Raw genomic sequence first — 22,180 nt, 5'->3', positions numbered from 1 at the left:
TGGACTCCTATGTCGCTTGGCGGTTCAAACCGGGTTGGGACGGGAGAGGAGGGTGTTGGTGCGGCGGACGAAGGCATTCCAGCCGTCTGTCGCCTTGTCCCGGCCAAGGAGCACGTTCTGCACCGTCTCTGCGAAGTAGCTCTGCCAGTCCGAGCCCGATCCGCTGAACCAGGCTTCCGGGTCGTAGGCGATGATGTCCGCGGCATTCGCGTAGTGGATCTGGGGTGTGAGTTCCTGGTAGGCCTGCGACTGCACAACAGGCTGGTAGGCGGGGATGTGCCCTGCCTCCGCCCAGGACAACGAACTCTTGAGGACATCGCTCACGAACTTGTGGACATCGCGCCGCTTTTCGTCGTCGGCATTCAACTGCCGCGGCAGCACGAACGAATGTGAGTCCGCGTAGGCCGCCGGGGTTCCGAAAAGCGTTGGAATTGTTGCGGCGTCAACGGGGAGGTTCGCCTTCTTGAAGGTGGGAAGCTCCCACACGCCGCTAAAAAGCATGCCTGAACCTCCACTGGCAAACTCTGCGATACCGGTGTTGATATCCCCGCTCTGTGCCGCGACGGTGTCATCGAAGAGCGATGCCATGAATTCCAGACACTCCACCGCGGCCTCGTTGTCGGCAACCATCGGCTTGCCGGGGGTCAGCTCCATGTCCGCCCCGTGTTGCTTATAGAGGGTGTAAAAAAGGCGCCACATCTGTGAGCCGCTGCCTAGGTATCCAAAGGACAAGCCGCGGGCCTGGGTCACCTTCTGCATTTCCCTGGCCATAGCGATGAACTCCTGCGGGGACTTGACTTCCTGCAGCTGTCCATTGCTCCCAAGGAGCCCCGCCTTCCCCGCCACGTCCCGGTTGTAGAACATGACAAAAGGATGTGAATCCAATGCGATGGAAAAGACTTTGCCGTTGTGGTGGCTCTTGTCCCAGATCCTCGGTGCGAAGCTCTGGGCCGTGACGCCGAATTCGGACAGCAGATCCAGGTCCCAGGGGTCGATCAGGCCCCCGGGCGCATAGCCGGGAACCCTGCTGGCGTGCATGATGGCCAACTGCGGCGGGCGGCCGCCGGCCGATGCCATCGCCAGCTTGGTGTAGTAGGGCGGCCCCCACGCCAGGACCGTCGGATGCACCTTGAAGGCCGGGTTGGTCGCATTCACCTTACTGATCAGCGCCTGCATCTTTGTGCCGTCGCCGCCGGACAAGAGATGCCAGAACTGGATGTCCCGGGGAGCCGCGGCGGAGGCGTTCCCGCCGCACCCGGACAGGGCTGCTGCGGCGAACAGGCTTCCTATTGCTGCGGTTCCAGACAGTAGCCGGCGCCTGGACAGCTCCCTGCCTTCGAAAAAATCAAACTGCTTCACCCGTCACTCCTTTGGATGGGTCCGCTGAAAGTCATTTCCGTGCCACAAGGCGTTCCTGCCGGATGTCCCTCATCGCATCACCGGCAGGCCTTAGTGTGACGCAGGCCTCACGTTACATCGATGTAATAGCCGTTGCAACGAAAATTTGTTAGCGTTCCCAAACTGGGGCAACAGTCTCGGTTAGAGCCGTCGGGAAGGACGCGGCGGGGTCCGCCGGAGCCTAGGCCGACGTGCTCTCGCGTTCCACGATCACGTAGTCGATGGCTACGACCTGCTGCGGCCCCTCACGGTCCCCCATCCGTTCGGTAAGGAGGCGCAGGGCTTCACTGGCTACCTGCCGCTTGTCAAAGGAAACGGTTGTCAGTGACGGCACCGCGTACTTCGCGTCGGCAATATCGTCGAATCCGGCCACGGTTATGTCATCGGGAACCCGGATACCCCGCTTCCACAACACGCTCAATGCACCCATTGCGATGGAGTCGGTGAAGCAGAACAAGGCCTCGGGGACCGGATGCGAGTCAAGATAAGCGGACAGTGCCCTTGCTGCCGAATCCGGGCTCCACTTTTCGCACGGGATGACCAGCGAGGCATCGAAGTCAATATCCAGTTGTTGCAGCGCAGCCTGGTAGCCGCGGGTGCGCAGGGCAGCCGCGGCGGAGCCACGGCCTCCGGCGGCTCCCAGCACAGCGATCCGCCGCCTGCCGGTCCTGGCAAGGGCCAGTGTCATGTCCCGTGCAGCGGCGACGCTGTCCACCCACACCCGGTCAGCCAGCTTCTGGGAGACTTCCCCCAGCAGGACCACGGGAGGGAGTGAAACACCCACCCTGACGGCACTCTGGTCCAGCACCACCGGGTTGAGGATGAGCCCGTCGATCAGGTTGGACCGGGCCCGTGACATCAGCTCGTATTCACGGGTGGGATCGGACCCTGTCTCCTCGATCTGCACGCTCCACCCCTGCTCATGGGCCACTTCGACCACGTTGTGGGCGATCTCAGCGGAGTACGGCGTGCCCAGGTCCGGCAGCGCGAGGGCGATGACCCCTGACCTGCCGTTGCGCAGTCCGCGGGCAGAGAGGTTGGGGACGTAGTCCAGTTCCGCCATGGCCTGCTCCACCCTGAGCCGCGTGGGACCGCTGACGGGAACGATGCCGTTCATGACGTTCGAGACCGTCTTGGGTGATACCCCGGCGAGGCGCGCTACGTCCTTGACCGTTGCGCGCAAAGGCGCCCCCTTGCTCCCGGTGTTGCTTTGTTGTCGATGGTACTGCGCTGTTGAAGCGTCAGCGTTCCCGCTGGGGGTCTCCCGCGACAGTCTTCGCGGCCTCGACCTCGAGCAGGAGCTTGCCGTCCTCTTCGACCAGGCTGGGCTGGTAGACGTGGGGTTTGCGTTTGTAGCTCAGGTAGGCGATGCAGCCGTTTGCCGCCGCCATCTTTTCCAGCATGATCTCGGAGCCTGGAACCAGCAGCTCGCCCAGGGTGCGGCCCACGGTGTTTTCCTGGCCGGCTTCGTCGCCAAGGGCGGTGGTGTCCCGTTCCCGGACAACTTGCCCCGCATTCACCCAGCGGCCCCAGACGCCTTTGCCTTCGAGCAGCGAAGGTTCCTGGCCCATGGGAAGGGTTGCGGCAAAGTAGCGGGTGTCGAACCGGCGGTGCGCGAAGTCCGGGCTGCGCCAGTTGACCAGGGATTTGAGCAGGTCGGTGCGCAGGGACAGTCCGCGCTTGCCCAGCACCTGGGCAAGCGTCTTCTCCTGGTCGGCGACCGCTACGCGCGCCCGCATCCATTCGGAGGTGGAGGTCGCCTCGACCGTGCTGGACATGTCCGGGCCGGCCAGCAGCACGCCGGTCTCCTCGAAGAGCTCCCGGATGGCGCCCACCACGTGGCGGCGCGCCAGCCCGACGTCGTCCGTTCCCATCTGCTCAGCCCAATGCTGCGGTGACGGGCCCAGCCATCCCATGGCTTCGTCGTCGGCCGCGTCGAGCGAACCGCCGGGGAAGGCAAGGACACCGAGCGGCGAGGAGCCGGGCCGGTAGCCCAGCCACGTCTCCAGGCCGGTGGGTGAATCACGCAGGAGGACTACTGATGAGGCATAGCGCGCGGCCCGGGGGGTCCGCTCGCCGTGTTCGAGCCAGCTCTGCGCTGCCCCTTCAAGATCCTGGGGAAGTGCAAAAAGGCGTCGTGCGAGGTGAGGCAAGGGAGGTGTCCGGTCCTAGCTGAATTCGGCGATCAGCTCGACCTCTACGGGAGAGTCGAGCGGAAGAACGGCAACGCCGACGGCGGAGCGTGCGTGCTGGCCAGCGTCACCCAGGACGCGGCCCAGCAGTTCCGAGGCGCCGTTGACCACGGCGGGCTGGCCGGTGAATGACGGATCCGAGGCGACGAATCCCACCACCTTGACGATGCGGGTGATGCGGTCAAGGTCTCCGATGACGCTCTTCACTGCGGCCAGCGCATTCACCGCGCAGACGGCGGCGTACTTCTGGGCGTCTTCCGGGGAAACGGTGGGCTCGTCGGCGAAGCCTTCGGTGCCGGCCGAAACCTTGCCGGTAGCTTCGAGTTTGCCGTTAATAAAGGGCAGCTGGCCGGACGTGTAGACGTGGCTGCCGGAGACCACGGCAGGGACGTAGGAGGCAACCGGGGCAGCAACTTCGGGAAGGGTGATTCCCAGTTCCGCCAGGCGCTGCTCGACGGCGGATGCGGGCGCCGTGGCGGCGCTGGACTGGGCTTCTGCGGGGGTGCTCATGCTACTGCTTCTCCCTCTTGAGGTAGGCGACAAGGCCGTTGCCGTCGGGTCCCGGGACTACTTGGACGAGCTCCCAGCCGTCCTCTCCCCACTGGTCCAGGATCTGCTTTGTGGCGTGAATAATGAGCGGAATCGTCGCATACTCCCATTTGGTCATGAAAGAAAGACTAGTCCTTGCCGGTAAAGTGGAAAACATGGCCTCTCGCAAGAACCCCTTATTCGACACTGCCACCACGCTGGGTAAGATCCTTGTTTTCCTTGGTGTGAGTGCTGTTTGCGGTGTCCTGGTGGCGGGCCTGCTGGTCCCGGCCGCGGCCGTCTCCGGCAGCGCAGCGAGTGGTTCCATCCAGTTCTTCGACGCCCTTCCGGCGGAACTGAAGGTCGATCCCCCCAGCCAGACCACGCGGATCCTGGCCGCGGACGGAAGCGAGATCGCCAGCGTCTACACGGAAAACCGCACCAAGGTTGCCCTGGACCAGATTTCCCCGAACATGAAGAACGCCATCATCGCCGTGGAGGACAGCAGGTTCTACGAGCACGGCGGCGTGGACACCACGGGCATCCTCCGCGCCCTGGTCAGCACCGCGCGCGGCAACAAACAGGGCGCGTCCACCATCACCCAGCAGTACGTGAACAACGTCCTCAACGCCAACCTGGCCGCCGCCGGCGAAGAGGACCAGATCAAGCTCAACGGCGTCAACAAGGGCGTGGGCGACAAGCTGCGCGAGATGAAGCTGGCCATCGCGCTGGAGAAGGAATTCAGCAAGGACCAGATCCTCGAGGGTTACCTCAACATCGTCTTCTTCAACCGCGACGCCTACGGCATCGAGGCGGCCTCCCGCTACTTCTTCAGCACCACCGCAAAAGACCTGACCCTGCCGCAGGCGGCCCTGCTGGCCGGCCTGGTCAACAGCCCCTCCGCCTTTGACCCGATCACCAACCCTGAAAAGTCCAAGCAGCGCCGCGACCTGGTGCTGGGCCTGATGCTGAACCAGGGCAAGATCACCCAGGAAGAACACGACGCCGCCGTCGCCACCCCGGTGGAACCCAAGGTGACCCAGCCCAAGCAGGGCTGCGCTTACGCGGCCTCCGCCCCGTATTTCTGTGACTACATCCTGCACCTGCTCGAGAACAACCCTGCGTACGGCGCGGACGTGAAGGAGCGCCAGCGCCTGATTTACGGTGGCGGCCTGACCATCACCACCACCCTGGATCCCAAGGCCCAGGCCGCTGCCCAGGAGCAGGTCAACGCAGCCACCGGCGCCAACCCGGACAAATGGGGTTCGTCGATCGTGTCCGTCCAGCCGGGCACCGGCAAGATCATCTCCATGGCCCAGAACACCACGTTCCTGCCGGGCCAGGGCTTTGACTCCCAGTTGAACTTCAACGTGGACAAGATGGACAAGGACGGCAACGACCTCAACGGGATCGGCGGCTTCCAGCCCGGGTCCACGATGAAGCCGTTTACGTTTGCCGAGTGGCTCAACGAGGGCAAGTCCATGAACACGGTGGTCAATGCCGCGCAGCGCGTCTATCCCATCGGCTACCAGTGGCGCAACACGTGCGGCAAGGTACAGGGCGCCTACAGCACTGCACAGAAGAACCAGGGCCTGGATGCCGCTGACGACCTTCAGAACGCCGAGCCGCAGTGGTACAAGCCGCTGTCGGTGCTGGAGGGCCTCTACAACTCCATCAACACGGTAACGTTCGCGTCCGCAGCGCAACTGGACTTCTGCGGCATCCAGAAGATCGTGGACGCCGTGGGCCTGCACAGCGGACTCCCGTCCGCTGACGGCAGCGATCCGAACCCGAGCGTCAACATGATGACCCTGGGCAACCTGCTGGGCTCCACCCAGACCGCTCCGCTGACCATGGCCAGCGCCTTCGCCACCTTCGCGAACGACGGCAAGTACTGCGAGCCGATCGCCATCACCTCGGTCACCGACGCCCTGGGCAAGCAGCTCCCCGCCCAGTCCAGCAGCTGCCGCGATGCCATCAAGCCCGACGTCGCCCGCGGTGTGAACTATGCGCTGCAGGAAGTCCTGAACCGCGGTTCGGGTGCCCTGATACAACCCAGGATCTCCACCCGCACCAGCTTCCCCATCGGCGCCAAGACGGGTACGTCCAACAACAACGGCTCCACCTGGGTGGTCGGCCACACCACCGGGCTGGCGACCGCTGCCTGGTTCGGTGATCCCCTGGGCAACCAGAGCCGGGCCGGGCAGAACATCACCGTCAACGGGAAGTTCTACCAGGGCATCGACGGCTACATGATTGCAGGGCCGATGTTCTCCAACTTCATGGCGAAGATTGCCCCCGCCTACGGCACCAACCCGTTCCCTGCGCCGCCGAGCAACATGGTCAGCGGAACCACCGCCCCGACCCGGCCCACCACGCAGGCAACCCAGGCGCCGGCTCCTTCGGCGCCGGCCACCCAGGCCCCGGCAGCGCCGGCACCCGAGCCGACCAAGAACGGCAACGGCAACGGCAACGGGAACGGCTAGGCGCGGATGGACACCAATACGCTGGCAAGCCGCGTCCGCTCGATCGGGCGCGGCTTTGCCGTCGGCGCAGGAGCAGGGGCTGCTGCGGGGATGGCTGCCTTCGGTTACGGGCTCTGGGAAAAGAACCAGTTCGTCCTGCGTGAAGAAACGCTGGCTATCCTGCCTCCCGGCCGGAGCCCGTTCCGCATCCTGCACCTGAGCGACATCCACTTCGTCCCGGGGCAGCGGAAGAAGGCCGACTGGCTCGGGTCGTTGGCCGACCTCCGGCCCGACCTGGTGGTCAACACCGGAGACAACATGAGCCACCTCAAAGCCGTGGACCCCGTGCTGGACGCCCTGCGTCCGCTGCTGCAGTTCCCCGGCGTCTTCGTTCCGGGATCCAACGACTACTTCGCCCCCAGCCCCAAGAACCCGGCCGCCTACCTCCTGGGCCCCTCCAAGGTGAAGCCGAAGCCCATCCCCCTTGACTGGCCGCGCCTGCGTTCGGCTTTCGGCATGGCCGGCTGGGTGGACCTGACCAACCGCCACCAATCCCTGGTGCTCAACGGCATGCGCTTCGATTTTTCCGGCGTCGACGATCCCCACCTGAACCGGGAACGGTACGCCGGCTGGCCCAGGGGAACCGTCAACCAGGACTCGAACGACCACCTCCGGATCGCCGTCATCCACGCCCCCTACCAGCGGGTGCTGGACCACTTTACGGAAAGCGGCGCCGACCTTCTGCTGGCCGGCCACACGCACGGCGGCCAGTTGTGCATCCCCGGCTACGGGGCCGTCGTCGCAAACTGCGACCTGCCCACCTGGCGGGCCAAGGGGCTCAACGACTGGTCAAGCAATGGAAGCACGACGCCGGTCAACGTCTCGGGCGGGATCGGCACCTCCCGCTTCGCACCGGTGCGCATCGCCTGCAAACCCGAGGCCGTCCTGCTCACCCTCACCTCACCCAGCTAGTTCTCCGCATTACAGTCCGCAATAAGTGGGCAAGCCCCGCAGCCTGGCCGATATCCCTGTGAACCGCCTCACGTGATGGCATAGGGTAGTTGCAGAGGAAACTACATTCGTTTTAGAGCGCGAGAAGCGGGCATGGCCAAGCAGACCCCATTTTTCAGATCAATCCGCCGGCTCTATCCCCATGTGCGGCCCATCCTCCCCCGGCTGCTGCTCGGGCTTCTCTGCGCACTCCTTGCCAGCATCGTCGCCCTGACCATCCCGCAGGTCCTCCGGATCCTGGTCAACACGGCGCTGCAGCCCGGCGGGACAGCCGAGGCAGTCTGGGTGTCCGCGGGCGTCATCCTGCTCCTGGGCATCGCCGAGGCCGGCCTGGTGGCGCTGCGCCGGCAGTTCGTCATCAACCCGGCCACCAGCGTGGAAACCAGGATGCGGGTGTCCCTCTATGACCACCTGCAGGACCTGACTGTCTCCTTCCACGACCGCTGGGGATCCGGGCAACTCCTGTCCCGGGCCATGACGGACCTGAACTTCCTGCGCCGCTGGATGGCGTTCGGCGCCATCATGCTGGTGGTGACCACCCTGACGGTGATCATCGGCATCGTTGCCATGTTCGCGATGAGCTGGCAGCTGGCCCTGATCTTCCTCGCGGCCGCCATCCCGATCACCATCAACAGCTTCCGGTTCCGAACCCGGTTCAGCAAGGTTGCCCGGCGCAGCCAGGACCAGGCCGGGGACCTGGCCACCACTGTGGAGGAGTCCGTCCACGGAATCCGCGTGCTCAAGGCCTTCGGCCGGAGCCGGGAAGCTCTGGAGAATTTCAACGAACAGGCCGAGGAACTGCGGCAGACGGAAATTGCGAAGGCCCGGCACCAGGCCACCTTCACCATGGTGGTCACCCTGCTGCCCGAGCTTGCACTGGGCGCCGCGCTGGTGGTGGGCATCATGCTGTGCGCCGGCGGCCAGCTAAGCATCGGCGCCCTGGTGGCCTTCTTCGCCACCGCAGCCGTCATCGCCTCCCCCGTGGAGTTCTCCGGCATGCTGCTGGCCATGGCACTCACTGCCAAGACCGCCGTCGACCGCCATTACGAGGTGATGGACACGCGCAACACCATCACCGGCCCCGCCACGCCACGCCGACCCGGACAGCTGGCCGGCGCACTCAGCTTCCACAACGCAACCTTCGCCTTCGAGGACGCGCCGGACACGCCGATCCTCGAGGACATCCACCTTGATGTCCGCCCCGGCGAAACCATGGCCCTGGTGGGCATCACGGGCAGCGGCAAGAGCGCCCTGATCCAACTGGTGCCCCGGCTCTACGACGTGACCGACGGTGCCATCAGCATCGACGGCGTCGACCTGCGCGACTTCGACGTCGAGGAACTGCGCCGGATCGTGGGCGTGGCCTTCGAAGACACCACGCTGTTCTCCAATTCGGTGCGGGACAACGTCCTGCTCGGTGCCCCCGTCCGCAGCGACGAAGTCCTGGACGAAGCCCTCGACGTCGCGCAGGCGCACTTCGCGTATTCGCTGCCGGAGGGGGTGGACACGCTGATCGGCGAGGAAGGCCTCAGCCTTTCCGGCGGACAGCGCCAGCGCCTTGCCCTGGCGCGGGCCATCGCCGCGCGCCCCCGGGTCCTAGTACTGGACGATCCCCTCTCCGCCCTGGACGTCCATACCGAGGAACTAGTGGAGGCCCGCCTCCGGGAAGTACTCAAGGACACCACCACCCTGATCGCCGCCCACCGGCCTTCCACGGTGGCGCTGGCCGACCGCGTGGCGCTGCTGGAGGACGGCCGCATCGCCGACGTCGGGACGCACACCGAACTGCTGGCCCGGAACCCCCACTACCGGTACGTGATCGCCAGCCTGGACCGTGAGCCACGGGACCTGGATTCGGAGTTGTCGGCCCTGGAAGACCAGGCAGAGGAAGTGACGCGATGAGCACGGCAACGTTCGGCACCGCTAACGAGGACAACGCCCACCTCAGCAGGAGTGAAAGCCGTGCAGTACGACGGCGGTCGCTCGCCTTGCTGGGGTCGCTGATCCGGCCGGCGCGGGTACGGTTCTGGCTGACCATCGCGATGGTTGTCCTCTCCCAGGCTGCTCGGGTGGCTGGTCCAGCGTTGATCGCCTTCGGCATCGACCACGCGCTCCCCGCCCTGCAGGCCGGTGACAACCTCCCGCTGGTCCTCACGGGCGCCGCCTACCTGCTCGCGGCCATCGCAACGGCGGGACTCACCGCCCTGTACGTCACATTCACCGCGCGGCTCAGCCAGTCCATGCTTTTGGACCTGCGGGTCCGGGTCTTCCGGCACACCCAAAGGCTGAGCCTGGAGTTCCACGAGAAATACACCTCCGGCCGGATCATTGCCAGGCAAACCTCGGACCTCGAGGCCCTGCGCGAACTCCTGGATTCGGGCGTCAGTTCGCTGGCGTCCGGAATCCTTTTCATGGCATTCACCGCAGTCACCATCTTTGCCCTGGACTGGCGCAGCGGCCTGCTGGTCCTGGCGGCAGGGGTGCCCATGTTCTTCCTGGCGCGCTGGTACCAGAAGCACTCACAGATCGCCTTCCGCGAATCCAGGGTGGTCTCGGCCCGGCTGATCGTGCACTTCGTGGAAACCATGACCGGCATCCGGGCCGTGAAGGCCTTCCGGAAGGAACGGGAAAACTCGCAGACCTACGGCCGGCTCGCCGAAGATTACCGCCAGGCCACTGTGCGGTCCATCAACCTCAACGGCATCTTCCAGCCCGGCCTGGTGCTGATCGGCAACGTGTGCGTGGCCGTAGTCCTGCTTTTCGGCGGCTTCCGGGTGCTCACCGGGGACCTTGCCGTGGGCGTACTGCTGGCGCTGATCCTGTCCACCAAGCGGTTCTTCCAACCGGTGGACCAGATGGCCATGTTCTACAACTCGTTCCAAAGCGCCCAGGCGGCCCTGGAAAAGGTCTCCGGACTCCTGGAGGAGGTGCCCACGGTACGGCCGCCCCAAGACCCGGTTCCCCTCTCCAGCGCCAGGGGCGACATCGACTTCCGGGACGTGGAGTTCCGCTACGGGAATGGGCCCGTTGTGGTCCCGTCCCTGAACCTGCACATCCCGGCTGGGCAGACAGTGGCCCTGGTGGGCCAGACCGGTGCCGGAAAATCAACGCTCGCCAAGCTGATCGCCCGCTTCTACGACGTCACCTCGGGAAGCCTCACCCTGGACGGCGTCGACCTGCGGAACCTGGGCACCCAGGACCTGCGCCGGAACATCGTCATGGTGACGCAGGAAGCCTTCCTGTTCAGCGGGCCCGTGGCGGACAACATTGCCCTGGGCCGGCCGGACGCGACACGCACCGAGATTGAGGAAGCCGCAAAGACCGTGGGAGCCCACGAGTTCATCCTGCAGCTCCCTGAGGGCTACGACACGGATGTCAACAAGCGCGGTGGCCGGGTTTCCGCGGGTCAACGTCAATTGATCAGCTTCGCAAGGGCCTTCCTGGCCCGGCCTGCTGTGCTGATCCTGGACGAGGCCACCTCCTCCCTGGACATCCCGTCCGAACGCCTGGTGCAGGCCGGGCTGGCGCGCCTTCTTGCCGGGACGGAAGCGGCGCGCAGGACCGCACTGATCATCGCCCACCGGCTTTCCACCGTTGAGACGGCGGACCGCGTGCTGGTGGTGCACGACGGCCGGATTGTGGAGGACGGCTCCCCGGCGGACCTCATCGGCGGCGGCGGCCGCTTCGCCGACCTGCACGGGGCGTGGAAGGATTCGCTGGTCTGACCCCCTGGGCCGGCAGGCCGCTTCCGAGCGTGGCGCCGGGCCTTCGGAGCCGGATTTCGCATCGGGGCCCGGGATCGGCTATCCTTGTAAAGTTGCTTTTGCAGCGGATCGGGATGTAGCGCAGCTTGGTAGCGCGCTTCGTTCGGGACGAAGAGGTCGCAGGTTCAAATCCTGTCATCCCGACCATTATGGAAAGAGGGTCTCCTTGCGGAGGCCCTCTTTTTTGTTGCGATCCGGTCACGGCGGACAAACAGGACAGCCCCGGAGCTGCTGCTCCGGGGCTGTCCATCGCCTCCTGTTGTGAGGAAGCTGTTTATGCGGGATCGGGCCAGTTGCCGATGTAGGTGGTGTAGGTCGTATCGGCGCTCTTGTCCTTCTTCGCCTTCGTGGAGGCGGGGTCAGGCCAGTTTCCGATAGCTACCGACGTACCCGAGTTATCGGCGATGGAACCTGCAGACAGGACGGCCGGAGCCGCCGCGGAAAAAGCCAGGGCCCCAGCCAAGGCGGCCGCGGTTGCGATCTTCTTCAACATATAAGTTCCTCAATACGAGTCGGATTCGTTACAAAGCCAGCACTGTCCTTGTTGACACACATTGTAAAATATTTTCCACAGGGGCTGTCAAGCATTCGGCCCCAGCTGTCCAGAAGGAGGAAACGCGTGGGCAACGGATTCGGAGAAAAGCTCCGGGCGGAGCGCCTTGAGCGTGGACTGACACAGGCCGAACTGGGCAAGGACCTGTATTCACCCAGCTACATCTCGCTGCTCGAAACTGGCCGGAGGGAACCGACGGCCGAAGTAATCGAGGAACTGGCTCGCAGGCTGGAGCTGGCACCCAAGGCACTGGAGGCTTGGAGCCAGCCCATTTCCGTGAGCGACGCTGAATACGTTCTCGCAGGACTATACGCCCGACAGGCGTGGGACTTGCGTGACTATCCCCTGGCAGCCAGCCACGCCGCGGCTGCCGCGCAGATAGCACTCGACGGCAAGAACACCAGCGCCTGGTGGAATATGACGTACATGCAGGCTGAATGCCTCATGAAGCAGGGTGACCTGCAGGAGTGCCGGAAGATCATTGAACGCCTGCTTGAACACCCCATGGCAACGGAATCAGTGGGCCTTGGCGTGCGTGCCCGCCAGATGCTCGCGGCTGTGTGCCACGGCCAGGGCCAGCTCTCGGTCGCTGTCGAGCACGCGCTCGAAGCTGTCAAGCTCTCTGTCAACCTGCCCCGCGGCTCAACAGTGGCTATCGGTGCGCACCGCATCCTGATCGGCGCCCTCGCCGAAAGCGGGCGCCTGGACGAGGCCTGGAAGTACTGCCAGGCCCTGCTGGAACAAGTGGATGAGCATGCCATGTCCCAGCTCGCCGGCGAGGTCGCCTGGGTGATCGGCAACGTGGCCTTCATGCGGCATGACTATGCGGAAGGCGTGAAACACCACGAGCGGGCAGCCCGGCTGCTCTCCCCCGCCAATGACATCGAGCTGTGGGCGCGCTTCAACAAAGCCTCGGCCGCCGTCCGGCTTTCATCCGGCATCGTGGAGCCGGAGACGCTGTCGGCCATTGAGCGTGCGGAACTCGCGTTCTCCATCGTCGGAGGAACCAAGAGCGATGAGCTTGAGGTGGCCTTCATCCGCGCCCGCTGGCTGTACCTGACCGGGGACATCGTGGCCGCCGTCGAAAAGCTGCGCGAGATCCATGCCGAGCGCGATGCCCTTGGCAAGCACACGGCCGGGGAGGTGTCGCTCCTCCTTGGAAAGTCGTTGAAGGCCTCGGGAGAAACCGACGAAGCGCTGGTGCACCTTGAGGAAGCCCAAAAGGCATTCGCCGCTGCCGGTGCACAGGACCGCGTCCAGCAGGCGCTGGATGCGATCCTCGAAATCAGGCTCGCCCAGAAGCGGGCAGCCGCGGCCGCGCAAGCGAGCTAAAGGCAAGCGAGCTAAGGCCAGCTATCGGCGGGCCCGGGATTCCCGGGCCCGCCCTTTGCTTACGTGAAGCTCTTTCCGGTGATTTTTTCGTACGCCTCGACGTAGCGGCTGCGCGTGCGTTCCACCACGTCGGCAGGCAGCGCCGGCGGCGGAGTGTCCGAGGCCTTGTCCCAGCCGGATTCGGCCGAGGTCAGCCAGTCGCGCACGTACTGCTTGTCGTAGGAGGGCTGCGCCTGGCCCGGCTTGTACGTGGCAGCATCCCAGAACCGCGAGGAATCCGGGGTGAGCACCTCGTCGCCCAGTGTGATGGACCCGGAGACGGCGTCGTACCCGAATTCGACCTTGGTGTCGGCGAGGATGATGCCGCGCTCACGGGCGATCTTTTCCGCCGTCGTGTAGATCTTCAGCGTCAGCTCGCTGAGGCGGGCAGCGATGTCGTCCCCTACGAGCGCCACCACGGCGTCGTAGGTGATGTTCTCATCGTGCTCGCCGATCAGTGCCTTCGCGGACGGCGTGAAGATTGCGTGGTCAAGGCGCGACCCGTCCACGAGGCCCTCGGGCAGGGGGATGTTGCAGACCGTGCCCAGTGCCTTGTACTCCTGCAGCCCGGACCCGGTGAGGTAGCCGCGGGCGATGCATTCCACCGGGAACATGTCCAGCTTCTTGCAGATCATCGCCCGGCCCAGCACCTCGGCCGGCACGCCGTCCTCGACGGTGGAGCCCAGCACGTGGTGCTCAACGCCCAGCTGGTCGAACCACCAGAGGCTCAGCTGGGTGAGGATGCGTCCCTTGTCCGGGATCTCGCTCGAGAGCACGTGGTCGTAGGCGCTGATGCGGTCGCTCGCCACCACCAGCACGCAGTCCTGGCCAAGCCGCTGCACGATCGACTCGTCGGCCGGCTCGTAGAGGTCGCGGACCTTGCCCGAGTAGACGTGGGTCCATCCGGGCAGCTCCAAGGTTTTGGCTGCGTACCCGCGGTTCACCGGGGTTTCACTCATCTCAGGCCTTCGCTTTCACTATGGGCAGCGAGCCGGTGGCGCCGTACGGGACCTTGATTTCGCCCCGGGCGGCCTTGCGGCCGATGTCGCTGCGGAACTGGGAGCCTTCCAGCTGGATCAGCTCCACGCCGTCGTATGCCTTTTCCCGCGCCTCCACCAGGTCGCTGCCGAGGGCGACGACGGCCAGGACCCGGCCGCCTGCGGACACCACCTTGCCGTCCCCGTCCAGGGCGGTTCCGGCGTGGATGACGTGCACGCCGTCGAGGGCCTCGGCCTTCTTAAGCCCGCGGATGCGGTCACCAGTGCGGGGAGTGTCCGGGTAGTTTTCCGAGGCAATGACGACGGCGACGGCGGTCTCCTTGGCCCACCGCAGCTCCTCTGCCTTGTCCAGTTCGCCCTTCGCGGCGGCCATGAGCAGGGAGCCGAGGGGCGTTTTGAGCCGGGCCAGGACAGCCTGGGTTTCGGGGTCGCCGAAGCGGACGTTGAACTCGATCACGCGGGTACCGCGCGAGGTCAGGGCAAGGCCGACGAACAGCACGCCGACAAACGGGGTGCCGCGGCGGGCCATTTCATTGACGGTGGGCTGGGCAACGCGGTCCAGGACTTCCTGGACCAGGCCTTCCGGCGCCCATTCAAGCGGCGTGTAGGCGCCCATGCCGCCGGTGTTGGGGCCTTCGTCGTTGTCGAAGATGCGCTTGAAGTCCTGCGCGGGTGAGAGTGCCACGGTGTTCTGGCCGTCGCAGAGGACAAAGAGGGAAACCTCGGGTCCGTCCAGGAACTCCTCGATCACCACGGAGCCGCCGGCGTCGAAGCAGGACTGGGCGTGGGCGAGGGCTTCGTCCCGGTTCCGGGTAACCACCACGCCCTTGCCGGCCGCGAGGCCGTCATCCTTCACCACGTACGGCGCGCCGAAGGTGTCCAGCGCAGAGGCTGCCTCGTCTGCGTTGGCGGCGACCATGGCCATGGCCGTGGGGACGCCGGCCTCCGCCATGATTTCCTTGGCGAAGGCCTTGGAGGCCTCAAGCTGGGCGGCTGCCTTGCTGGGTCCGAAGACGGGGATGCCGGCTTCACGGACGGCATCCGAGACGCCCGCAGCCAGCGGAGCCTCGGGTCCCACGACCACCAGGTCCACGGCAAGGCGCGTTGCCAGTTCAGCCACGGCTTCGGGATCGTTGCCGTTGATGTTGTATGTGGGGACCAGCTTGCTGATACCGGCGTTGCCGGGGGCTGCGTGGACTTCGGACACGTTGGGGTCGGCAAGCAGCGAGCGGACAATGGCGTGTTCGCGGCCGCCGGGGCCAATGACAAGTACCTTCACAGTGTCCAAGGGTACTTTGTGCACCCTTCCGCCTCCTAAGCTGTGTCGTCCCCTGTTCCGATCAATCCGGGCCTCCTGCCGCTCCGAACCACCACCATGACAAAGCTTCGAAACCGGTCCACGGGCCCCACTGCCATGGCCGCGCTGGCAGGCGTGGTGGCGGCCGCCGTCGTACTTGCCGTTGCGGAGCTGGTGGGCGCGTTCTTCACCGCCAGGGCAGCCCCCTTGTTCGCGCTGGGATCCACCTTCATCGATTTCACGCCGCCCTGGCTGAAGGACTTTGCCATCGCCACGTTCGGCACCAACGACAAGGCAGCACTGTTCGTGGGCATGGGGCTGACCATCGCCGTGCTGGCCTGCATCCTTGGCGTGGTGGCCTACCGGAAGTGGGCGCTGGGCGTCCTGGGCGTGCTGTTCATGGGAGCCGTGATCGTGGCCTGCGTGGTCACCCGCGCTGGCGTTACCGGCGCGGACGCCATCCCTTCCGTGCTGGGGACACTGGCCGGGCTGGTGGTCCTGCGCCGGCTGATGGTTCCGCTGTGGGGGCTGAAGGAGTGGCCGGAAGCTCCGGCGGACATTGCGGACGACGGCGACACCGGCCACAGCGGCAGCGGCACCAGCCGCCGTCGTTTCTTCGCCGCGGCCGGGATCACCGCCGCTGCCGCCGGCCTCGCGGCCACGGGCGGGCGGCTGCTCGGAGCGGCACGCAGCAATGCCGCCAAGGCGCGTGAGGCGCTGCAGCTCCCCGCACCCGCCAAGCCGGCACCCGCCGTGCCGCCCGGCGTCCAGTCACCGGTTCCGGGCGTATCGCCCTGGCTGACTCCCAATGGCGACTTCTACCGGATCGACACCGCCCTGAGCGTCCCCGACATCAGCGCCGATGACTGGGAGCTTCGCGTCCACGGGCTCGTGGAGCAGGAGGTCACACTGACGTTCCAGGACCTGCTCGACGCGGACCTCATCGAGTCCCACGTCACCCTCACCTGCGTGTCCAATCCCGTGGGCGGAAACCTTGCGGGAAATGCGAAATGGCTGGGCCTTCCACTCCGCGAAGTCCTGGCCCGGGCCAAGCCGAAGGACGGGGCCGACATGGTGCTTTCGAAATCCATTGACGGCTTCAGCGCCTCGACTCCCCTGGAGGTCCTGCAGGACGGCCGCGACGCGATGCTGGCCATCGGCATGAATGGCGAGCCGCTTCCACTGGAGCACGGCTATCCGGTGCGGATGGTGGTCCCGGGGCTGTACGGGTTCGTGTCGGCCACCAAGTGGGTGGTGGACCTGGAGGTCACCCGTTTCGCGGACAGCAAGGCCTACTGGACAGAGCGGGGCTGGTCGGAACGTGGCCCCATCAAAACCATGGCACGCGTCGACGTGCCCAGGTCCTTCGCGAAGGTGCCGGCCGGAAAGGTGGCCGTGGGCGGCACCGCCTGGGCGCAGACCCGCGGCATCAGCAAGGTGGAAATCCAGGTCGACAACGGCGAGTGGGTGGAGGCGGTTCTCTCCGATGAGGCGTCCAGCGTCACCTGGCGGCAGTGGTCCTACGAATGGGACGCCACGCCAGGCGCGCACTACCTGAAGGTCCGGGCCACCGACGGCACCGGCGAGGTGCAGACGGACCAGCGGGCTGATCCGGTTCCGGACGGCGCCTCCGGCTGGCAGTCGGTGATGGTCACCGTGCAGTAGGGCACCGAAGTAACCGGGCTTCGGCCGCCTCGGCCCATAGACTGGCAGCATGCCGCACAATCCGCATGCCACCTTCACTGTTGACTCCGCCGTCGAACTGGCCGTCATCGAACGCAGCGGCTTCGTGGAGTCGCGGCATATCGGCTCCGCGGTGCTGCTCTCCGCCGACGGCTCCGTGGTCACCGAGCTTGGCGACATCAACACCCCGATTTATGCCCGGTCCGCGCTGAAGCCCTTCCAGGCGCTCGCCGCCATGCAGTCCGGCGTGCCACTGCGGGGCGCGCAAGTGGCTATTGCCTGCGGAAGCCACACGGGGTCGCTGGACCACATGGATGTTGTTGCCGGGATGCTCAAGGCGGCCGGAGTCCGCGAGGACCAGTTGCAGTGCCCGGAAGCCTGGCCACAGGATGAAACGGCCCGGAACTGGCTGGTGCGTTCCGAAAAGGGAAAGTCCCGGCTGGCCTACAACTGCTCGGGCAAGCATGCAGCGTTCCTCTGGGCGTGCACGGAGAACGGCTGGGACACCCACAGCTACCTGGAACCCAACCACCCGCTGCAGCAGCGCGTGCGTACCGCTATCGAGGAATACACGGGCGAGAAGATCGCCCACTTGGGCATCGACGGCTGCGGCGCCCCCGTGGCAGCCGTCTCGCTCACGGGGCTGGCCCGCGCCTACTCCCAGCTCGCCAAGTCCCCCGGTGACCACAGCTTCAACGCCAGGGCCGCAACCATCGCCACCTCCATGCTGGATTATCCGTGGGCGGTGCAGGGCCGCGGCGAGGCGAACACGCTGGTGATGGACGAGCTCGAAATCATTGCCAAGATCGGCGCTGAGGGCGTCCTGGCGATGGCGACGCCGCAGGGCGTCTCCGTTGCCGTCAAGATCCTGGACGGCAACATCCGGGCCACGTCGCTGGTGGCCCTGACGCTCCTGGCGGCGGCCGGCGCCGTGGAGATCCCGGGCGTGGCGAGCGTCCTGGAAAAAGTGGTGGAACCCGTGCTTGGCGGCGGTCGGCCGGTGGGGAAGATCCGGCTTGGCCCTGCCGTTTCCGCACTCCTGGACTGAACCAACCCGACCGTCACCAACCCTGCCTGCACCAAAAGGAAGACTCGAAACATGGCCGTAGCCCGCCGTCGTATTGACGTCCAGGAAGGTAAAGCGGCACTGGCTGCATGGCGCGAAGGTGCCGGCCCGGCGTCGGACCTTCCCGTTCCCAGGCCAGTGGTGGCCACTGCCGTGCGCTACACCCTCGAGGAGGTCACCGCCCGGGCGCCGGGCAACTCCGTGGAGGTGCGGGTGCCGCCGTTTGGCGTCACGCAGTGCGTGGAGGGCCCGCGGCACACCCGCGGCACACCGCCCAACGTCATTGAGTGCGACGCCGCCACCTGGCTTGCGATGGCCACCGGCCAGTTGGGCTGGGCGGACGCCGTGGCTGCCGGGAAGGTTGCGGCCTCGGGCCTGCGCGCGGACCTCTCGGCCCTGCTCCCCCTCTGACCGCTCCTCGCCGGCGTGTTAGCCGCGGCCGATGAAGGGCATGCCGGCGGCGGTGACCACCACTGACCCGACGCTTGCCGAGGCCGGCATGTTGGCCATCATCAGCACTGCGCGCGCCGCGTCCGCCACCGGAAACATCGGCTCGACCTTCCGGCTGCCGTCGGCCTGGAGGGCCCCGGAGCCGACGCCGATGGTGTCCATGATCTCGGTGGCAGTATTGCCGATGTCGATCTGGCCGCAGGTGATGCCGTAGCCCCGGCCATCCAGCTCGATGCTCTTGGTCAGGCCGGTCACCGCATGTTTGGTCACCGTGTAGGCCACGGTCCGGGGCCGGGGGGAATGCGCCGAGATGGAGCCGTTGTTGATGATCCGGCCGCCCCGAGGTTCCTGCGTTTTCATGGCCCGGACGGCAGCCGCGGCGCACAGCATGGACCCGGTAAGGTTCACGGCCAGGGTGGCGTTCCAGTCGTCCAGGCTGATCTCGTCCACACCGGCCGCGGGGCCGAAGACGCCGGCGTTGTTGAACAGCACATCCACGCGCCCCCACCTTTGGCGCGCGGCCTCGAAGAGGCGTTCGACGTCGTCCGGCAGGGTGACGTCACAGGGCACCACGAGCGCGTCCGGGTGGCCGTCAGCCGTTTCCTTTAGTTGGGCCTCCCGGCGGCCGGCCAGCAGCACGCGGTAGCCGTCGGCCAGCATTTGCCGGGCAACCTCCCGGCCGATGCCGGAGCCGGCCCCGGTGACGACGGCGACGCGGGGATGGGGTGTGCTCACGTATTCTCCTGGTCTACAGCTGCACCGGCATGGCCGGTTTGTTCAGCGGCCAGCCTATGACGGTTTTGGGCCGCGGCGCAGCGAAGGTCCGCACTTTTGAGGTGGAAAGACCCATCCGGACCAGGGATTCGGCGATGGTCACCGCGGACGCGACGCCGTCCACCACGGGCACCCCCGCCCGCTGCCGGATCTGCTCGTCCAGGCCGGCCATCCCGCCGCAGCCGAGCACGATGACTTCCGCCTTGTCCTGCGTGACGGCCAGCATCGCCTGGTCGATGATGGCCTCCACGGCGCGGTCCGGTTCCTCCTCCAGCTCCAGGACCGCCATGCCGCTGGCCCGGACCGACGCGCACCGGGCATCCAGCCCGGCGAGCTTCAGCCTGTCCTCGATCAGCGGCACCGTGCGGTCCAGGGTGGTGACTACGGAGTACTTGTGGCCCAGGAACATGGCCGTGCTGGCTGCCGCCTCGGTGATATCGACGACCGGCACGTCCAGAAGCTCCTGCAACCCTTCGCGCCCGTGTTCGCCGTACCCCGCCTGGATGACAGCGTCGAACGGCTGCGGGTAGGAGGTGACGGCGTCCATGACGGCGATGGCCGCCAGGTAGCTTTCGAAGTTTCCCTCGCAGGAGTCTGCCCCGAAGCGCGGCGTGATGCCGACAATTTCGGTGCCCGGGGCAGCAACGCTGCGGGCCGAGGCCGCTATGGATTCGGTCATGGAGGAGGTGGTGTTGACGTTTGCTACGAGAATGCGCACGGCGGTTTCCTTGGCGGGCGGGATGGGTGTGTCAGTGGGTGCTGGCGACGGCGATCGCCTCGCCGTCGCGGTCTTCCAGGCGCTGGTTGCGGTCTGCGATGAAGAAATAGACCACGGCGGCGATGCCTGCCGCGAAGAACCAGGCGAACGGTGCAGCGGATGCCAGCCCGGGGACGAAGGCGATCAGGAGGGCAAGGACCGCCGCCGGGACCATGGCGATGATGGCCCGCGGGTTGACGCCGTTCCGGTAGAAGTACGCCCCTTCACGGGATGCCGTGTAGAGCTCCGGGACGTTGACCTTGCCGCGGCGGATCAGCCAGTAGTCGGCCATGACAACGCCGAATAGCGGGCCGAGCAGCGCGCCAAGACCGCCGAGGAAGTACACGATGACCAATGGGTTGTTGTAGAGGTTCCACGGCAGGATAACCAGCCCGATGGTGGCGGAGACCATGGCTGCCCGGCGGAAGTTCAGCCGGGTGGGGAACAGGTTGGTCAGGGCATACACGGGAGCCACGAAGTTGGCCATGAGGTTCACGGCGATGGTCAGGATCAGAAGGGCAAGGCATGCCAGCACTAGGAAGAGCGTGTTGGGAATGGTCTGAACGATGTCCGAGGGGCTCTTGATGATGGTGCCGTTGATCTTGAACTGGCCGCCGGCCATGACCACCACAATGGCGCCGAATACCAGCATGTTGATGGGGATCCCCCAGAAGTTGCCGCGGACCACGGCCTTTTTGGAGACCGCCGAGCGGGTGAAGTCGCAGAAGTTCAGGACGAAGGTGCCGTAGATGGAGACCCAGAGGGCGCCGCCGGCGAAGATGGTGAGCCACATTTCCGGCCCTTCAAGGGCCTTGTTGGACGACCAGGCGATGCTTCCCCCTGCCTCGACGAAGATCCAGATGGCCATCGCGGCCATGGTGGCGAGGATGACGGGGCCGGCGAAGGCCTCGTACTTGCGGATCATTTCCATGCCGAAGCTGACGATCACCAACTGGACCACCCACAAGGTCACGAATGCCGCCCACCCCAGTGTGGACAGGCCCAGGATGGAGTCCTTGTCCAGCTCCGCCAGGGACGGAAACATTGCCGTGAGCATGACGCGGAAGACGACGGAGGCGAGGTAGGTCTGGATGCCGAACCACGCCACCGCAACAGCGCCGCGGAGGAGGCTGGCGATCTGGGCTCCCCTGATGCCGAAGCTGATGCGGCTCATGACCGGGAAGGGAACTCCGGTCTTCACTCCCATGAAGCCGGAAAGGGTGAGGAGCCCAAAAAGCAGCGCGGCCCCGATGCCCAGGGCAAGCAGGATCTGCCACCCGCCCAGCCCGAGGGCGAAGAGGCCGATGGCGAACGCGTAGTTGCCCAGGCTGTGCACGTCGTTGGCCCAGAGGGTGAAGATGCTGTAGCTGGACCAGCTGCGGCCGGCACGCTTTGTGGGAGCAAGGTCCGCGTTGTAGAGGGTGGGGCTTATGGCCACGCCTGATGCTTCGCTTGCCGAATTGCACATGGTCTCAACGCTGGCTGCGGTAGGGGCAGGGGCATCTGACGACGCTGTCAGGTCCTTGGCCACGTCTACGCCCGCCGGTGGAGGGGTCTTCATAGGATTCTCAATTCTTTGGGGATTCCGGGTGGTGAGGCCGACCGGGAGGTCGTTTCTGTTATTCCACATTGCGGAACCGAGATATTGAATAGCGAAATAAATGCTATGACCTGCGTCACGGTCGGTCAAGTGGCGGCGGCGCGCTGAGCCAGTCACAAATGGTTTGCTCGGGGGCCCTGTGGCGGAACCCTGCCGGCTCGCCCGTCCCACGTTGACCGTGCCGCCTCCTCAAATCTAATCTCGTATAGCAATAATGTTTTCTCGCATAACGAAAACAAATGCCGAGCATTCAATGATGAGAGAAGGCTGCGA

General features: G+C 65.7%; 19 protein-coding genes and 1 tRNA gene. 9 read left to right on the top strand and 11 right to left on the bottom strand.

The genetic code is table 11. From position 1 onward, the window contains the following. Positions 1-24: 24 nt before the first annotated feature. The 5 genes from AC3IMC_RS20260 to sp36 form a co-directional block, all read right to left on the bottom strand. A complete protein-coding gene (locus AC3IMC_RS20260) occupies positions 25-1,359 on the bottom strand; it encodes an extracellular solute-binding protein (protein WP_490920698.1) in 1,335 nt (444 codons plus the stop codon). A gap of 220 nt (positions 1,360-1,579) precedes the next feature. Further along, on the bottom strand, positions 1,580-2,581 hold the full coding sequence (locus AC3IMC_RS20255; RefSeq protein ID WP_490920697.1) for a LacI family DNA-binding transcriptional regulator: 1,002 nt from the start codon (positions 2,579-2,581) through the stop codon (positions 1,580-1,582). A 58-nt stretch (positions 2,582-2,639) separates the two neighbouring features. Beyond that, entirely contained in the window at positions 2,640-3,551 is a 912-nt protein-coding gene (locus AC3IMC_RS20250) for an NUDIX hydrolase (RefSeq protein ID WP_490920696.1), read from the bottom strand. 15 nt (positions 3,552-3,566) lie between these two features. Next, complete coding sequence (locus AC3IMC_RS20245) at positions 3,567-4,100, bottom strand: RidA family protein (RefSeq protein WP_490920695.1); 534 nt, start codon at positions 4,098-4,100, stop codon at positions 3,567-3,569. A gap of 1 nt (position 4,101) precedes the next feature. Further along, on the bottom strand, positions 4,102-4,257 hold the full coding sequence (sp36, locus tag AC3IMC_RS20240) for a Sp36 family protein (RefSeq protein ID WP_009359196.1): 156 nt from the start codon (positions 4,255-4,257) through the stop codon (positions 4,102-4,104). On the opposite strand from sp36, the gene AC3IMC_RS20235 reads away from it, so the two are divergent. The 5 genes from AC3IMC_RS20235 (at position 4,256) to AC3IMC_RS20215 (ending at position 11,505) form a co-directional block, all read left to right on the top strand. Beyond that, entirely contained in the window at positions 4,256-6,604 is a 2,349-nt protein-coding gene (locus tag AC3IMC_RS20235) for a transglycosylase domain-containing protein (RefSeq protein ID WP_490920694.1), read from the top strand. The two genes, sp36 and AC3IMC_RS20235, sit on opposite strands and share 2 nt — an antisense overlap. A 6-nt stretch (positions 6,605-6,610) precedes the next feature. After that, on the top strand, positions 6,611-7,555 hold the full coding sequence (locus AC3IMC_RS20230) for a metallophosphoesterase (RefSeq protein WP_490920693.1): 945 nt from the start codon (positions 6,611-6,613) through the stop codon (positions 7,553-7,555). A 132-nt stretch (positions 7,556-7,687) separates the two neighbouring features. Continuing rightward, a complete protein-coding gene (locus AC3IMC_RS20225; protein WP_490920692.1) occupies positions 7,688-9,496 on the top strand; it encodes an ABC transporter ATP-binding protein in 1,809 nt (602 codons plus the stop codon). Beyond that, positions 9,493-11,319, top strand: a complete 1,827-nt coding sequence (locus AC3IMC_RS20220) for an ABC transporter ATP-binding protein (protein ID WP_490920691.1) — start codon at positions 9,493-9,495, stop codon at positions 11,317-11,319. The genes AC3IMC_RS20225 and AC3IMC_RS20220 overlap by 4 nt, the downstream gene beginning before the upstream one ends. Positions 11,320-11,428: 109 nt before the next feature. Continuing rightward, a tRNA-Pro gene (locus tag AC3IMC_RS20215) sits at positions 11,429-11,505 on the top strand. A 127-nt stretch (positions 11,506-11,632) separates the two neighbouring features. Here the strand turns inward: AC3IMC_RS20215 and AC3IMC_RS20210 are convergent. Beyond that, on the bottom strand, positions 11,633-11,851 hold the full coding sequence (locus AC3IMC_RS20210) for a hypothetical protein (protein WP_490920690.1): 219 nt from the start codon (positions 11,849-11,851) through the stop codon (positions 11,633-11,635). Between the two features lie 126 nt (positions 11,852-11,977). Between AC3IMC_RS20210 and AC3IMC_RS20205 the strand changes: the two genes are divergently transcribed. Beyond that, a complete protein-coding gene (locus AC3IMC_RS20205; protein WP_221386016.1) occupies positions 11,978-13,243 on the top strand; it encodes a helix-turn-helix domain-containing protein in 1,266 nt (421 codons plus the stop codon). 59 nt (positions 13,244-13,302) lie between these two features. On the opposite strand, the gene AC3IMC_RS20200 is transcribed toward AC3IMC_RS20205, so the two are convergent. Together AC3IMC_RS20200 and purD are read right to left on the bottom strand one after the other, a co-directional pair. After that, positions 13,303-14,241, bottom strand: coding sequence for a phosphoribosylaminoimidazolesuccinocarboxamide synthase (locus AC3IMC_RS20200; RefSeq protein ID WP_490920689.1), 939 nt, complete (start codon positions 14,239-14,241; stop codon positions 13,303-13,305). Position 14,242: 1 nt separating this feature from the next. Next, on the bottom strand, positions 14,243-15,559 hold the full coding sequence (gene purD / locus AC3IMC_RS20195; protein WP_490920704.1) for a phosphoribosylamine--glycine ligase: 1,317 nt from the start codon (positions 15,557-15,559) through the stop codon (positions 14,243-14,245). Between the two features lie 96 nt (positions 15,560-15,655). Between purD and AC3IMC_RS20190 the strand changes: the two genes are divergently transcribed. The 3 genes from AC3IMC_RS20190 to AC3IMC_RS20180 are packed head-to-tail and all read left to right on the top strand — an operon-like array spanning position 15,656 to position 18,737. Continuing rightward, complete coding sequence (locus AC3IMC_RS20190; RefSeq protein WP_490920688.1) at positions 15,656-17,242, top strand: molybdopterin-dependent oxidoreductase; 1,587 nt, start codon at positions 15,656-15,658, stop codon at positions 17,240-17,242. Between the two features lie 49 nt (positions 17,243-17,291). Further along, on the top strand, positions 17,292-18,308 hold the full coding sequence (locus tag AC3IMC_RS20185) for an asparaginase (protein WP_490920687.1): 1,017 nt from the start codon (positions 17,292-17,294) through the stop codon (positions 18,306-18,308). 51 nt (positions 18,309-18,359) lie between these two features. Beyond that, positions 18,360-18,737 carry a sterol carrier family protein gene (locus tag AC3IMC_RS20180; protein WP_490920686.1) on the top strand — a complete coding sequence of 126 codons (378 nt, stop codon included), beginning with the start codon at positions 18,360-18,362 and terminating at the stop codon, positions 18,735-18,737. Positions 18,738-18,755: 18 nt separating this feature from the next. Here the strand turns inward: AC3IMC_RS20180 and AC3IMC_RS20175 are convergent, their stop codons facing one another. From AC3IMC_RS20175 to AC3IMC_RS20165, 3 genes are read right to left on the bottom strand one after another with little or no spacing between them, the layout of a single operon-like run. Continuing rightward, positions 18,756-19,511 carry an SDR family oxidoreductase gene (locus AC3IMC_RS20175; RefSeq protein WP_490920685.1) on the bottom strand — a complete coding sequence of 252 codons (756 nt, stop codon included), beginning with the start codon at positions 19,509-19,511 and terminating at the stop codon, positions 18,756-18,758. Positions 19,512-19,524: 13 nt separating this feature from the next. Continuing rightward, positions 19,525-20,268 (bottom strand): aspartate/glutamate racemase family protein, encoded by a 744-nt coding sequence (locus tag AC3IMC_RS20170; protein WP_221386010.1) that lies wholly within the window; start codon positions 20,266-20,268, stop codon positions 19,525-19,527. Positions 20,269-20,299: 31 nt separating this feature from the next. After that, complete coding sequence (locus AC3IMC_RS20165; RefSeq protein ID WP_490920684.1) at positions 20,300-21,868, bottom strand: NCS1 family nucleobase:cation symporter-1; 1,569 nt, start codon at positions 21,866-21,868, stop codon at positions 20,300-20,302. Positions 21,869-22,180 lie beyond the last annotated feature (312 nt).

It is taken from the genome of Arthrobacter sp. E70 (assembly GCF_058266945.1).
This window is presented reverse-complemented; position numbering and strand designations above follow the sequence as displayed.

What these genes read in the sequence shown, in the direction of transcription:
- AC3IMC_RS20190 (WP_490920688.1), top strand. Translation starts at nt 15,656, where the DNA reads ATGACAAAGCTTCGAAACCGGTCCACGGGCCCCACTGCCATGGCCGCG.
- AC3IMC_RS20225 (WP_490920692.1), top strand. Translation starts at nt 7,688, where the DNA reads ATGGCCAAGCAGACCCCATTTTTCAGATCAATCCGCCGGCTCTATCCC.
- AC3IMC_RS20200 (WP_490920689.1), bottom strand. Translation starts at nt 14,241, where the DNA reads ATGAGTGAAACCCCGGTGAACCGCGGGTACGCAGCCAAAACCTTGGAG.
- AC3IMC_RS20235 (WP_490920694.1), top strand. Translation starts at nt 4,256, where the DNA reads ATGAAAGAAAGACTAGTCCTTGCCGGTAAAGTGGAAAACATGGCCTCT.
- sp36 (WP_009359196.1), bottom strand. Translation starts at nt 4,257, where the DNA reads ATGACCAAATGGGAGTATGCGACGATTCCGCTCATTATTCACGCCACA.
- AC3IMC_RS20230 (WP_490920693.1), top strand. Translation starts at nt 6,611, where the DNA reads ATGGACACCAATACGCTGGCAAGCCGCGTCCGCTCGATCGGGCGCGGC.
- AC3IMC_RS20185 (WP_490920687.1), top strand. Translation starts at nt 17,292, where the DNA reads ATGCCGCACAATCCGCATGCCACCTTCACTGTTGACTCCGCCGTCGAA.
- AC3IMC_RS20210 (WP_490920690.1), bottom strand. Translation starts at nt 11,851, where the DNA reads ATGTTGAAGAAGATCGCAACCGCGGCCGCCTTGGCTGGGGCCCTGGCT.
- AC3IMC_RS20220 (WP_490920691.1), top strand. Translation starts at nt 9,493, where the DNA reads ATGAGCACGGCAACGTTCGGCACCGCTAACGAGGACAACGCCCACCTC.
- AC3IMC_RS20165 (WP_490920684.1), bottom strand. Translation starts at nt 21,868, where the DNA reads ATGAAGACCCCTCCACCGGCGGGCGTAGACGTGGCCAAGGACCTGACA.
- AC3IMC_RS20245 (WP_490920695.1), bottom strand. Translation starts at nt 4,100, where the DNA reads ATGAGCACCCCCGCAGAAGCCCAGTCCAGCGCCGCCACGGCGCCCGCA.
- AC3IMC_RS20180 (WP_490920686.1), top strand. Translation starts at nt 18,360, where the DNA reads ATGGCCGTAGCCCGCCGTCGTATTGACGTCCAGGAAGGTAAAGCGGCA.